Below are 13,432 nucleotides of genomic sequence, written 5' to 3' on the forward strand. Positions count from 1 at the left end.
TGCATGGCAATCATGGCAACCCGGGGATGAAACGATGGCGACACTGATACACGATCTGATCTTTGATACGGCGCAGCGCGCGCCCCACGCGCCGGGCCTGTCGTGGCAGGGCGAAGAAACAAGCTATGCCGCGCTGGCGCAATCCGTGCGCGAAGCGGCCGCTACCCTGCTGACCCTGGGCTTGCGGCGCGGCGCGCGCGTGGCCGTGTACCTGGAAAAGCGCCCGGAAAACGTCAGCGCCATGTTTGGCGCGGCGGCCGCCGGCGGCGTGTTCGTGCCCGTCAATCCGCTGCTCAAGCCGGAACAGGTGGCGTACATCCTGGCCGATTGCAACGTGGCCATCCTCGTCACCTCGCGCGAACGCCTGGCCCAGCTGGGCCCCGCGCTGGCCGCCTGCCCGGACTTGCAAACGGTGCTGCTGACGGGCGAACCGCTGCCGGAATCGCGCCTGGGCAAGCTGCGCGTGCTGCCGTGGACTGCGGTGTCCAGCAGCGATGTGCCCGCTACCGGCGGACCCGCGCCGAGGCCGCATGCGGCGATCGACACGGACATGGCCGCCATTTTATATACCTCGGGCAGCACGGGGCGGCCGCCGAAAGGCGTGGTGCTGTCGCACCGCAACATGCTGGCGGGCGCGCTCAGCGTGTCGGGCTATCTGCGCAATACGCCGGACGACCGGATTTTGTGCGTGCTGCCGCTCAGCTTTGACTACGGCCTGAGCCAGCTGACGACGGCCTTTGCCAGCGGCGCCTGTGCCGTGCTGATGAATTATCTGTTGCTGCGCGACATAGTCGAAGCCGTGGAGCAGGAAGCCATCACGGGCCTGGCCGCCGTGCCGCCCCTGTGGGTGCAGCTGTCGCAGCTCAGCTGGCCCCTGTCCACGCCCTTGCGCTACATCACCAATTCGGGCGGCGTGATGCAGCGCGCCACGCTCGACCGGCTGCGCCAGTCGCTGCCGCGCGCGCAGGTCTACCTGATGTATGGCTTGACGGAAGCGTTCCGTTCCACCTACCTGGCGCCGGAACAGCTGGAGCGGCGCCCCGATTCCATCGGCCAGGCGATCCCGAACGCGGAAGTGCTGGTGCTGCGTCCCGACGGCAGCGTGTGCGACGCCGACGAGCCGGGCGAACTCGTGCACCGTGGCGCGCTGGTGGCGCTCGGCTACTGGAACGATGCGGCGCGCACGGCGGAGCGCTTCAAGCCCTTGCCGCCGCAGGCCAGCGGGCTGGTGCTGCCGGAACTGGCCGTCTGGTCGGGCGACACCGTGCGCCGCGATGCGGAAGGCTATCTGTATTTCGTGGGCCGCAGCGACGACATGATCAAGACATCCGGCTACCGGGTCAGCCCCGCCGAGGTCGAGGAAGTCGCGTATGCGAGCGGGCTGGTGGGCGAGGCGGCAGCGCTGGGCTTGCCCCATGCCGTGCTGGGCCAGGCCATCGCCTTGCTCGTCACGCCCGCGCCCGGTGTCGCATTGCAGCGCGACGGCATACTGGCCGCCTGCCGCGCGCGCCTGCCCAGTTATATGGTGCCGCTGTGGGTGGAAATCCGCGACGGCGTGCTGCCGCGCAATCCGAACGGCAAGATCGACCGCCCCTTGCTGGCCAGGGAACTGGCGCAGGCGTATGCGGTCCAATCAGGAGATGCGGCATGAAGGACTTGATCCGCTCGAACAATATGGAATTGCCGTTGCACGCGGCCCTGGGGCAGCAGTTCGCCGTGGAAAACGACGTGCTGCAGGTGGGCGGGGTGCCCTTGCACCGCCTGGCCCAGCGCGTGGGCAGCACGCCGTTCTATGCGTATGAACGGGCGCACATCACGCGCCGCGTGGCGCAATTGCGCGCCGCCTTGCCCGCTGGCGTGCACGTGCATTACGCGATGAAGGCCAATCCCATGCCGGCCGTGGTGCAGTGGCTGGCGGGCCTGGTTGACGGCATCGATGTGGCCTCGGGCGGCGAACTGGCGACCGCGCTCGATACGCCCATACCGGCCGAACGCATCAGTTTTGCGGGGCCGGGCAAGCGCGATGGCGAACTGGCGCGGGCCGTGGCCGCGGGCGTCTTGATCAACGTGGAGTCCGGCGCGCAGCTGGAAAGGACGGCGCTGGCCAGCGAACGACTGGGCATGACGGCCCGGGTGGCCGTGCGCGTGAATCCCGATTTCGCCTTGCGCCGCACGGGCATGCGCATGGGCGGCGGGGCGCAGCCGTTTGGCGTCGATGCGGCCCTGGTGCCCGCGTTGCTGGGCCGCATCGGCCAGCTGGGGCTCGATTTCCACGGCTTTCACCTGTATGCGGGGTCGCAAAGCCTGTCGGGCGCGGCCCTGGCCGAGGCGCAGGCGCTGAGCGTGCAACTGGCCCTGCAGCTGGCCGACAGCGCGCCGTCGCCCTTGCGCACCCTGAATATCGGCGGCGGCTTCGGCGTGCCGTATTTTCCCGGCGACCAGGCCCTCGATCTGGCGCCCGTGGCCGAAGGCTTGCAGCGGCAGCTCGATCTGCTGGCCCAGGCGGCGCCCGGGGTGCGCCTGAACCTGGAACTGGGGCGCTACCTGGTGGCCGAGGCCGGTATCTATGTGTGCAAGGTGCTCGAACGCAAGGTATCGCATGGACAGGTATTTTTAGTGACGGACGGCGGCTTGCACCATCACCTGGCCGCTTCCGGCAATTTTGGCCAGCTGATCCGCAAGAATTACCCGGTCGCCATCGGCAACCGGCTGCACGGCGGGCCGCGCGAAGTGGCGTCCGTCGTGGGGCCGCTGTGCACGCCGCTGGACTTGCTGGCCGACCAGATGGAAATGGCGCGCGCCGAGGAGGGCGACCTGGTGGTGGTGTTCCAGTCGGGTGCCTACGGTCTGACGGCCAGCCCGACGGCCTTTCTCGGCCATCCCTTGCCGGCGGAGGTGCTCGTATGAGCGGCCTGTGCGGTTGGCTGGGGAAGGCAGGCGGCGCTGCTGGCCTGGCCGCCGCCGATGCCGATGATGGCGCGGCCACGGCGCTGGCTGGCGGCATGGCCGCGCCCCTGTCGCGTTTCGATGGCGCGCCCCTGGCCGCCAGCCTCAGCGAAGTGGGCGGCGTGGCCGTGGCCGCCATCGACGGCAGCCGCCATGTGTATCAGCAAGATGGCTTGCAAGTGGCCATCTGGGGCCGGCCCGTGCTCGACGGTTCGGCCGACGACGTGGCGTGCCGCCTCGCGTCCCTGTGGCTGAGCCGGGGCGTGGCCGCCTGCGCCAGCCTGTCCGGGCCATTCTGTTTAGCCATCCTCGACGCCTTTTCCGGCTCGGCCCTGCTGGCCGTGGACCGCGCCGGCATGCATCCGCTCAGCTATGCGAGCAATGCGCAGGGGCTGTTCTTTGCCTCTTCCCACGATGCCTTGCTGGCCCATCCATCCGTGCGCGGGGCACTCGATCCGCAAGCCTTGTATCACTATTTGTATTTCCACATGGTGCCAGGCCCGGCCACGGCCTATCTGGGCCAGCAGCGCTTGCTGCCCGGCGAATCCTGCATGTACGGGGCGGCAAGCAATGCAAGGGCAGCTACTGGCAACTGGCTTTCCACGAGCCGGCGGCAGGGCGCGCGCGCGCCAGCTTTGCCGCCAACAAGCAGGAATTCCTGCGCCTGCTGCGCCAGGCCGTGGAAAGCAGCCTGGGCGCGGATGGGGCGGATACGGGCGCGTTTCTCAGCGGCGGCACGGACAGTTCCACCCTGGCCGCCATCATGGGGCAAGTGACGGGCCGCCCCGCGCGCACGTATTCCATCGGCTTCGATGCGCCCGGCTATGACGAAATGGCGTATGCGCGCCTGGCCGCCAGCCATGCGGGCAGCATCCACCACGAGCGCTACGTGACGCCCGGCGACGTGCTGGCCGCCATCCCCGCCATGGCGGCCATCTTCGACCAGCCTTTCGGCAATGCCTCGGCCATTCCCGCCTACTATTGCGCGCGCATGGCGCGCGAGGATGGCGTGACGCGCCTGCTGGGCGGCGACGGCGGCGATGAATTGTTCGGCGGCAACGAGCGCTATGCGCACCAGGCCTTGCTGTCGCAGTACGAGCGCTTGCCCGTCATCTTGCGCCAGGCCATCATCGAGCCGCTGCTGTTCCGTGAACGGATAAATCAACCGTGGCGCCTGGGCGACAAGGCGCGCCGCTATATCGAACAGGCGAGCTTGCCGCTGCCGGCCCGCCTGGACGGCTATAACCTGCTGCTGCGCCATGGCTACCGCACGGTGCTGGAAGCGGGTTTTATCGACACCATCGACCCGGGCGTGGCGCCCGGCTGCGTGAATGGCGCGTATTGGGAGCGGCAAGGCCAGGGCTTGAGCCAGATCAATGAGCTGCTGGCCCTGGACATGCGTTTTACCCTGGCCGACAACGACCTGTTCAAGGTGCGCAAGGCGTGCGAGCTGGCCGGCGTGGAAGCGGCGTTTCCCTTCCTGCACGACGCGATGGTGGCGTTTGCGTCGCGCCTGGCGCCACGGGACAAGCTCGACGGCCGGCAATTGCGGCCCTTCTTCAAGCGGGCGCTGGCGGAAATCCTGCCGCCGGCCATCGTGCGCAAGAAAAAGCATGGCTTCGGCTTGCCTTTCGGCCAGTGGCTGCACAGCCACGCCCCGCTGCGCGAATTTGCCTTCGACAACCTGACGCAGCTGCGCGGGCGCGGCATCGTGCGGCCCGCCTTCATCGACGATTTGAAGGGGCGCTTGCTGGCGGAACATCCGGCCTATCACGGCACCATGGTGTGGCTGCTGCTGATGCTGGAACAGTGGCTCAGCCAGCATCCGGCGGCGCTGGGGGCGCTTGCCGGCGGTTTTGCCGCAAGCGCCACAGAAACGCCAGCCGTCCTCGATCCCACGGCGTAAAGCGGGGCAGTTGCAGCAGGTCCAGCCCCGCGCCGGGGCGCGCCACGCCCCAGTCCGTCGCCACGGCCGCCTGGAAACCCAGGCGGCGCACCATCGCCACGTGCGGCGCGCCGTAATCGCGCCCGGCCTTGCCGTTCGGATACGCAAACAGGGTGACGGGCGCCTGTATCAAGTCTTCCAGCCGGCGCTTGCCATCGGCGATGTCGCGCTGCGCGGCGTGGTCCGGCAAGGTGGACAGAATCGGGTGGCTGGCCGTGTGCGCGCCCAGCCCCATGCCGGCCGCCTGCAATTGGCGCAGCTGGGCCGTGCTCAGCATGGCGGCCGGGCCCGCCGTGGCGCTTGCCTGGCGGCGGATATGCATGGCCAGCTGCTGGCGCCGGGCAAATGGCAGGTATTTGAGCTGGCCCAGCAAGGCGGCGATGGCCGCCTGCCGCTGCGCCAGGCTGGCGACGGGCAGGCAGTCCAGGCCGAGTTCCCGCAAGTCGAGCCGGGGTCCGGACGCGTGGCGCACGGCCTCGATCACCGTGTCATTCCACATCTGCCCCCCATCGAGGTAGCCCGTGGCGATAAAAAACGTGGCGTGCAAGCCGTGGCGCTGCAGCAGGGGCAGGGCCACTTGCGCATTGTCCGCATAGCCGTCGTCGAAGGTGATGCAGGCGGCGCGCGGCGGCAGGCTGCCATCCTGCAGCCGCTGCACGGCCTCGGACAGGGGCAGCGGCGCATAAAACCGTTTGACAAGGCGCAGCTGGCGCTCGAACAGGGCCGCATCGACTTCGCCGGGAAACAGCGGGTCGGGCCGCGCCAGCACGCGGTGGTAGATCAGGATGGACAAGGTGGCCGTCATGGCTGCTCCGCGACGGCGGCCCTGGCCTCGGCCTTGGCCTGGCGCGACATGGGCGCCGGCGCGCGCAATTCGCGCTCGACGACGATGCGCGTGGCGATCAGGGCGGCCATCAGGTAGTACGGCATGTCGAAATACAGCAGGCTGAGGAAGGCGCCGCCCACGGCAAAGCCGATCAGGCTGGCCTGGCTCATGGTGGCCAGGCCGTGCGCCCAGCGCAGTTCCGGCTGGCCCCGCGTGCGGCGGATGATGGCGGCCGCCGTGCGCCAGGTGGCGAAGCCCAGCGCCAGGTAAATCAGCAAGCCGACGAAGCCGTGTTCGCCCAGCGCCTGGAAATAGATGCTGTGCGCCGCATGCACGTCCATGGGGTTCGGCGCGTAGCGGGCAAAGATGGCGGCGTCGGACACGTCGAAGCCGCCGCCCAGGAAACGGTCGCGCGCCAGGTTCCAGGCCATGCGCCAGGCATTCAGGCGGCCCATGGCGGACACATCGTCCTGATAGGTGTTGATGGTGTCCATGCGTTCGGCCCAGCGCTCGGGCATGAAGGCCAGCAGCAAGGGCGTGACCGCACCGAGCAGCGCGCCCAGCATCAGCTTGCGTTCGCTTTTCAGCCACATGAACAGGCCCATGGCGGCAATCGCCAGCAGCGCGCCGCGCGAATACGAGCCCAGCGCGGCCAGGGCCGACAGCAGCATCGCGGCGGACAAGCCATGGCGCACCCAGCGCCGCTGTTTCTCCGTGTTTTGCTGCAGGTAATACATGAGGGGAATCGTGATGATCAGGGCCAGGGCCAGGGCATTGTTATCCCCAATAAATGTTTCCTCCGGTCCCCAGACCCGTTCCGTGCCGCCGCTGCGGATGGTGAAGATGCCGCCTTTCACGCCGTAATAGCCGATCGAGCCCACCAGCACCCAGATCAGGCGCACGATGTCGCGCCGCGTGCGTATCACCATCATGATCACAAAGCTCATCAGCATGATCTTCATGACCTTGTTCCACTGCACCCACGACGCTTCCGGCAGCAGGGCGAACGGGGCCGTGACATTCATCCACGCGACGAACAGCAGCAGCAGCACGCTGACGGGCGTGAGCGGCAGGCTTTTCGGCTCGCGCGTCATGAGCAGGCTGACCATGGTGGCGATGGCGATGATGAAGGCGAACGGCAAGTGGGTGGCAAAGCCCCAGGCTTGCGTGTGCGGGTTCATCACGCTGACCCATACCCACATCAGGCCGCCGATGGCCGGCGACTTCAGGATGAAGGGCAGGGAACCCAGGATGATGATGGTAATCAAGATGTCGCGCATGAAGGGGGACGCTCCTGGTTTTGCCCGGGTTGCCATGGTCTTGATGCCTGTCAACGGGCTGGCGGGCAGGCTCAGTACACTGGATCAATACTGTTGAGTGTTGTTGAAACCATCAATCAGTTTTGTCATGGTAAGACCAAGGAGGCATGTCCTTGTTGACCGTTCTCATGGCGACCTACAATGGCGCCGGCACCTTGCCCCAGGTATTGCGCGCCTACATGGGCTTGCGCCCGCCCGTGGGCGGCTGGCGCCTCGTCATCGCCGACAATGGCAGCACGGACGCCACGGCCCGGGTGATCGCCGCCTTTCGCGGGCGCTTGCCCTTGAACTATATCTATGTGGCGCGGCGCGGCCGCAGTCCCGCCCTGAACGGCGCCGTCGAACACGCCCTGCGCCTGGGCGGAGACGGCGGCGAGCTGTTCGTCTTCGGCGACGACGACGCCATGCCCGCGCCCGACTGGCTGTGCCGCTTGCAGGACTGCGCGCGCGCGCGCCCACCCCGGCTACGCCCTGTTCGGCGGCGCCATCGTGCCCGCCTGGCGGGAACGGCCGGCCGACTGGCTGCTGCGCCTGACCCCGGTCGGTTTGACGTGGGGCATCACCAGCCCCGATTTGCGCGACGCGCCCATCTATCCGGGCCTGGTGTGGGGCGCCAATATGGCGATCCGCCGCCGCATCTTCGAGGCGGGCGCCCGCTATGACGAAAGCATCGGCCCGCAAGGGGCCAATTACGCCATGGGCAGCGAAACCCGGCTCAACCTGGAGATGCATGCGGCCGGCAACCCATCCTGGTTCTGTCCGCAAGCGCGGGTGGCGCACATCATCCGCGCCCCGCAAGTGCGGCGCGCCTGGATACTGCGCCGCGCCATGCTGTTCGGCCGGGGCCAGTGCCGGCTGGCGACCTTTGCGCCGACCGTGGAGCTGCTGGGCGTGCCACGCTGGATGCTGGGCAGATACGTGCGCGATACCTTCGGCGCCGTGCGGGCCTGGCTGCGGCGCGACCACGCCGACCTGTTCCTGCGCCAGTGGGAGCGGGCCTGGCTGCGCGGCTTTTTCCATGAAGCGTGGCGCGGAAGGCGAAAACGGCTGCCGCGCATCGTCATCAGCAGTTATTCCGGCGAGCTGGGCGGCATGGAGCTGCGCATGGCGCAAGAGGCGACAATACTGGGCGCGAACGGCTATGACAGCGTGCTGGCGCTGCGGCGCTTTCCCGGTTTTACCGCCTGGGCACAAGACTTGCGCGCAAGGCAGGTGCAGGTGCGCGTGTATGAGCCGCCCCTGTTTCTCGAACACTGGGCCTGGCGCCGCTGGAACTGGCTGCGCGCCAGGGTCACGGGCGCGTGGCGGCTGCGGCGGCTGCGCCCGGACCTGGTGCACGTGGCGTTTTGCTGGACCGCATATGGCGCTTCCATCCTGTGGCTGGCGCGGCAATGCCGGCTGCCGGCCGTGATCAGCGTGCACAATGCGTTTCCGCTGGAAACCTTCAGCGACTGGCAGCGGGCCCCGGTTGCAGGAGGCGTTTCGCACCGTAAAGGGCGTGTATGCCGTGTCGGCCTCGTCCATGCGGCATTTCCTCGACCTGTACCGCGACATGCTGGCGCCGCAGACGCGGCTGGCCGTCATTCCCAATGGCGTCGATACGGATACGTTCATCGTCTCGCCCGAACGGAAAATACTGGCGCGCAAGGAACTCGGGTTGCCGCCGGACGCCCTCGTGCTCGGCTGCGTGGCCAGATTGTCCGCGCAAAAGCGTCCGCAAGCGCTGCTGGCCCTGTTCGCCGGGCTGGCGCCGCAATTTCCCCACTTATATCTGGTGCTGGTGGGCACGGGGCCGCTGGAAGCCATGCTGCGGCTGCAGGCGCAGCAATCGGGTTTGCACGACAGGGTCGTGTTTGCCGGCTTCCGGCAGCGCGTCGAGCTGCTGATGCCGGCCTTCGACTTGCACGTGCTGCTGAGCAAGAACGAGGGCTTCGGCATCGCCACCATCGAGGCGATGGCCTGCGGCGTGCCGGCCGTGGGGACGGACGTGCCGGGCACGCACGATATCCTGCACGATAGCGCAGGCGGGCTGCTGCTGCCGCTCGATGACGAGCACGCGGCCTGCGGCGCCGTGGCGCAGCTGCTGGCAGACGCGCCCCGGCGCGCCCGCATGGGACGGCTGGCGCGCGAGGAAACCGTGCAGCGCTATTCGATGCCGCGCCTGGAACGCCAGCTGCGCCAGTTCTATGCGGGCCTCGTGTAGGCGCCGGCCACGGGGATGAACGCCACCCGCCACTCGTTTTTCTTTTCGTTTGCCGAAAAATACACGGTGCTGCTGCTCGGTATCGTCGCCACCATGGTGCTGTCGCGGCTGCTGACGCCGGCCGAGGTGGGCGTGTATTCGCTGGGGGCCGTGCTGGTGGCGCTGGCGCAAGTGGTGCGCGATTTCGGCGTGGGGCAATACCTGATCCAGGAAAAGCGGCTCGATGCCGTCAAATTGCGGGCCGCGCTGGCCACCAGCCTGCTCGTCGCCTGGCTGCTGGCGGGCCTGGTGCTGCTGGCCAGCGCGCCGCTCGCGCATTTCTATGGCGAACCCCGGCTGACCCTCGTGCTGCGGCTGCTGTCGGTCAATTTCCTGCTGATCCCGTTCAGTGCCTTGACCTTGCCCATGCTGCGCCGTCAACTGCGCTTTCGCGCCATCTATGCGATCAATGCCGCCAACAGCGTGGTCAACCTGCTGGTGGCCGTGCTGCTGGCGCTGCAGGGCTACAGTTACATGAGCATGGTATGGGCGGCGCTGGCCGGTTCCTGCGCCTCGCTGCTGGTGAGCCTGCTGGTGCGGCCCCGCGAATTGCCGTGGCTGCCGGGACGGCGCGGCATCGGCGATATCGCCCGCTTTGGCGCGTATGCGACCGGGGGCGGCCTCGTCGACGAGGCGGGCGTGGCGGCGCCGGACCTGATCATCGGCAAGCTGATCGGCATTGAAAGCCTGGCCCTGTTCGGCAAGGCGCAAAGCGTGCTGAATATTTTTAACCAGGCCATCACCAGCGCCATTTCTCCCGTCGTGTTTCCCCTGTTCGCGGCCCGCGCGCGGGAGGGGAGTGGACAAGGGGGGCAGGGCGGGGCGGAACGCGTGTATCTGCGCACGATCAGCTACATGACGGCGCTGGCCTGGCCGTTTTTTCTGTTCCTCGCCTGTATGGCTTTGCCCCTGGTCAAGGTGTTGTACGGCACGCAATGGCTGGACTGTGTGCCCTTGATCCGCATCATGTGCCTGTCCTCGGCCGTGTATAGCATGTTCAGCATGGCCCGCTACCTGTTCGTGGCGACGGGCCAGTTGCATGCGCAGGTGCGGCTCGATGCCTGGGCGGGCGCCAGCAAGGTGGCGCTGCTGCTGGCGGCGGCGCCGTTCGGCCTGGTGGCCGTGGCCTGGGCCGTGGTGCTCAGCAATGTGCTGCGCAGCTGGATGAGCTACGGCTGCCTGCAGCGCTTGAGTGCACTCGACTGGCGCATCCTGGCGCGGGCCTTGCGCAAGAGCTTGCTGCTGTGCGGTGTCAGCGCCATCGCGCCCGTCGCTTCGCTGTTGTGGCTGCCTATTGACACGCCGGCGCTGCTGGCGCTGGCTGGCGGGCACGGCGCTGGCGACCTTGCTGTGCTGGCTGGCCGGTCTGTTCCTGTTGAAGCATGAACTGGCCGGTGAGTTTTTGTTGTTGCAACGCAAGCTGGCCGGCCGCTGGCTGGCCGTCAAATCACCGCACTGAGCCGTTGATAGCGGCGCGGGCGCACGAAAGGAAGACCATGCGTGTCGGTATCCTGTCCTACCCGATGCTGTTCCAGCGCGACGGCGGCTTGCAGATCCAGGTACGCGAAACCATCGCCGCGCTGAACCGGCTGCCCCAGCAACCGGCACGGCCCCTGGACGTGCAGCTGGTCGACGCCAACCATCAGCGGCTGGCCGATTTCGACGTGCTGCACGTGTTTTCGGCCAGTAATGGCACTTATCGCATCATGGAAATGGCCAGCGAGCAAGGCGAGCAAGGCGTGCCCGTGGTGCTGTCGCCGCTGCTGTCGCCGGGCTGGGGCCGCGCCAGCGCCTGGCGCGCGCGGCTGGCCGACCGGCTGGCAGGGCGCTTGACGGAGTGGATGGTGCAAACGAGCTATGCGCAAACGCGGCGCGCCCTGCAGCTGGCCGACGTGGTGATCGCGCTGGGCGAGGCCGAACGCGACGCCATCGTGCAAGGCTTCGGCATGCCGTCCGACGCCATCCGCGTCTTGCCGAACGGGATTAACCCGCATTTCTTCACGGCCAATGGCGATCTGTTCCTGCGCGAGACGGGCATCACCGGGCCGTTCGCGCTGATGGTGGGCAGCATTTCGCCGTATAAAAACCAGCTGGGACTGGCACAGGCGCTGGCGGGGGCCGGCTTGCCCCTGGTGCTGATCGGCGCCGCGCCCCGGGAACAGCAGGCGTATCTGCAGCAATTGCTGGACTTGCCGTACGTCAGGTGGCTGGGCGCGCTCGACCACGCCGACCCGCTGCTGGCCAGCGCCTACCATGCGGCAGCCGTGGCGGCCTTGCCCAGCCAGGGCGAAGTGTTTCCCTTGAGCGTGCTCGAAGCGCTGGCGGCCGGCACGCCCGTCGTCATGACGGCGCAAAGCGCGCTCGACTTGCCCGATTCCGCGTTCGCGCTGCGCAAGGTGGCCTGGGACGATGGCGCCGCGCAGCGCCAGGCCATCCTCGACCTGCTGGCGCTGCCGCCCGAACGCGCGCGCGTGCAAGCCCTGGTGGAACGCTTTACGTGGGAACGGGTGGCGGCCCGGATCGCCGAATGTTACTACCAGGTGCAATCCTTGCCTGCCAGGAGACGCCATGCTGTTTAATTCCTTCGCCTTCCTGTTCGCCTATCTGCCCATCGTGCTGGCCGGCTATTTTCTGCTGGACCGCTGGGCGACCTCCGGCGGCACCTCTGCCAGCGGGCGCCGCCTGGCGCCCGCGATTTGGCTGGCGCTGGCCTCGCTGTTCTTCTATGCCTGGTGGGACGTGCGCTATCTGCCGCTGCTGCTGGCCTCGATCTGCGTCAACTACGGCGCCGGGCGCCTGCTCAGTGCCAGCGCGGGCGCGGCCCGCAAGCGCGTGCTGGTGGCGGCCCTGGCACTGAACCTGGGCTTGCTCGCCTACTATAAATATGCGAATTTCTTCATCGACAGCGTGAACGCGGTCGCCGTCGCCGCCGGTGCCGCCGGTGCCAATACTGGCAGCCTGCCGTGGTCCGGCCTCGACATCATCTTGCCGATCGGCATCTCGTTCTTTACCTTCACGCAGATCGCCTTCCTCGTCGATTGCTACCGGGGCGAGGTGCGCGAGTACCGCTTCATCCATTACGTGCTGTTCGTCAGCTACTTTCCCCACCTGATCGCCGGCCCCGTGCTGCACCACCGCGACATGATGCCGCAGTTCGCCGACCCGGCCAACGCCCACCCGCGCGCGGCCAATTTCGCCATCGGCCTGTCGATTTTTACGATAGGCCTGGCAAAAAAGGTGCTGATCGCCGACAACCTGTCGCCGCTGGCCATGCCCGTTTTCGCGGCCGGCGCCACGCCGACCCTGATCGAGGCGTGGATCGGCGTGCTGGCCTACACTTTTCAGCTGTATTTCGACTTTTCCGGCTATTCGGACATGGCCATCGGCCTGTCGCGCCTGTTCGGCGTGAAATTGCCGCTGAACTTCAACTCACCGTACAAGGCGGCCAATATCGCGGACTTCTGGCGCCGCTGGCACATGACCTTGTCGCGTTTCCTGCGCGACTATCTGTACATACCCTTGGGCGGCAGCCGGCGCGGCGAAGCCATGCGCTACCGCAACCTGATGCTGACCATGCTGCTGGGCGGCCTGTGGCACGGCGCCGGCTGGACCTTCGTCATCTGGGGTGGCTTGCACGGCCTGTACCTGGTGCTGCAGCAGGCGTGGCAGCGGCTCTTCGGCGCGGCGCCGGGGTACCGCTGGCTGCGCTGGTGGCCCGGCGTCCTGACTTTTTTTGCCGTGATGCTGGCCTGGGTCTTCTTCCGCGCGCCCGACGTGGCCACGGCCTGGGACATCGCGGGCGCGCTGCTGGGGGCGAACGGCCTGAGCCTGCCGCGCGGCCTGGCCAGCCATGGGGCCAGCCTGGCGCAGTGGGGCGTGCATCCCGCGTTCGACGGCATCCGCTGGATCGAGCTGATGGGGCCGGGCTTGCCCGCGCTGCTGGCGGCCATGCTGCTGGCCTTCAAGGCGCCGAATACGCAAGAAATATTCTTTCTCTACGAGCCTGCCATTGAAAGAATATTTCAGCCGACAGGGCGCTGGGCCTTCAGCTGGCGCCCCACGGCCCGCTGGAGCGTGGGCTTTGCCGCGTTGTTCGTCGCCTGCATCTTCGGCATGAACCGGGTCACCGAATTTCTCTATTTCCAGTTCTGAGC

General features: G+C 67.5%; 11 protein-coding genes and 1 pseudogene. 10 read left to right on the forward strand and 2 right to left on the reverse strand.

What is annotated here, in order from left to right; all coding sequences use genetic code 11:
• The first annotated feature begins 34 nt into the window (after positions 1-34).
• Genes ACQVLG_RS22865 through ACQVLG_RS22880 form a run of 4 tightly spaced genes read left to right on the forward strand, consistent with a single transcriptional unit; the run spans position 35 to position 4,852 of the window.
• Positions 35-1,651, forward strand: a complete 1,617-nt coding sequence (locus ACQVLG_RS22865; protein ID WP_474291116.1) for an acyl-CoA ligase (AMP-forming), exosortase A system-associated — start codon at positions 35-37, stop codon at positions 1,649-1,651.
• Positions 1,648-2,907, forward strand: coding sequence for a pyridoxal-dependent decarboxylase, exosortase A system-associated (locus ACQVLG_RS22870; protein WP_474291117.1), 1,260 nt, complete (start codon positions 1,648-1,650; stop codon positions 2,905-2,907). Before ACQVLG_RS22865 ends, ACQVLG_RS22870 begins: the two co-directional genes overlap by 4 nt.
• A complete protein-coding gene (locus ACQVLG_RS22875; protein ID WP_474291118.1) occupies positions 2,904-3,722 on the forward strand; it encodes a hypothetical protein in 819 nt (272 codons plus the stop codon). The genes ACQVLG_RS22870 and ACQVLG_RS22875 overlap by 4 nt, the downstream gene beginning before the upstream one ends.
• The gene (locus ACQVLG_RS22880) at positions 3,626-4,852 is read left to right on the forward strand and encodes an asparagine synthetase B family protein (RefSeq protein WP_474291119.1); all 1,227 of its coding nucleotides are present in this window, start codon (positions 3,626-3,628) and stop codon (positions 4,850-4,852) included. Before ACQVLG_RS22875 ends, ACQVLG_RS22880 begins: the two co-directional genes overlap by 97 nt.
• Here the strand turns inward: ACQVLG_RS22880 and ACQVLG_RS22885 are convergent.
• Together ACQVLG_RS22885 and ACQVLG_RS22890 are read right to left on the reverse strand one after the other, a co-directional pair.
• Positions 4,761-5,696, reverse strand: a complete 936-nt coding sequence (locus ACQVLG_RS22885) for a polysaccharide deacetylase family protein (RefSeq protein WP_474291120.1) — start codon at positions 5,694-5,696, stop codon at positions 4,761-4,763. The genes ACQVLG_RS22880 and ACQVLG_RS22885 overlap by 92 nt on opposite strands.
• The gene (locus ACQVLG_RS22890) at positions 5,693-6,997 is read right to left on the reverse strand and encodes a putative O-glycosylation ligase, exosortase A system-associated (RefSeq protein WP_230538073.1); all 1,305 of its coding nucleotides are present in this window, start codon (positions 6,995-6,997) and stop codon (positions 5,693-5,695) included. Before ACQVLG_RS22890 ends, ACQVLG_RS22885 begins: the two co-directional genes overlap by 4 nt.
• Positions 6,998-7,149: 152 nt before the next feature.
• Between ACQVLG_RS22890 and ACQVLG_RS22895 the strand changes: the two genes are divergently transcribed.
• The 6 genes and pseudogenes from ACQVLG_RS22895 (at position 7,150) to ACQVLG_RS22920 (ending at position 13,430) form a co-directional block, all read left to right on the forward strand.
• Positions 7,150-7,698: a glycosyltransferase family 2 protein gene (locus ACQVLG_RS22895; protein ID WP_474291121.1), complete on the forward strand. Its 549-nt coding sequence runs from the start codon at positions 7,150-7,152 to the stop codon at positions 7,696-7,698.
• Positions 7,699-8,140: 442 nt separating this feature from the next.
• Positions 8,141-8,422 (forward strand): annotated as a pseudogene (locus ACQVLG_RS22900) (glycosyltransferase); the annotation flags it as partial.
• Between the two features lie 121 nt (positions 8,423-8,543).
• Positions 8,544-9,239, forward strand: coding sequence for a glycosyltransferase (locus ACQVLG_RS22905; RefSeq protein ID WP_474291122.1), 696 nt, complete (start codon positions 8,544-8,546; stop codon positions 9,237-9,239).
• A 15-nt stretch (positions 9,240-9,254) separates the two neighbouring features.
• Positions 9,255-10,664: a lipopolysaccharide biosynthesis protein gene (locus ACQVLG_RS22910; RefSeq protein ID WP_474291123.1), complete on the forward strand. Its 1,410-nt coding sequence runs from the start codon at positions 9,255-9,257 to the stop codon at positions 10,662-10,664.
• Between the two features lie 110 nt (positions 10,665-10,774).
• Positions 10,775-11,857, forward strand: a complete 1,083-nt coding sequence (locus ACQVLG_RS22915) for a glycosyltransferase family 4 protein (RefSeq protein ID WP_474291124.1) — start codon at positions 10,775-10,777, stop codon at positions 11,855-11,857.
• A complete protein-coding gene (locus ACQVLG_RS22920; RefSeq protein WP_474291125.1) occupies positions 11,847-13,430 on the forward strand; it encodes an MBOAT family O-acyltransferase in 1,584 nt (527 codons plus the stop codon). The genes ACQVLG_RS22915 and ACQVLG_RS22920 overlap by 11 nt, the downstream gene beginning before the upstream one ends.
• Positions 13,431-13,432 lie beyond the last annotated feature (2 nt).

Source organism: Janthinobacterium sp. TPC_1 (genome assembly GCF_056037845.1).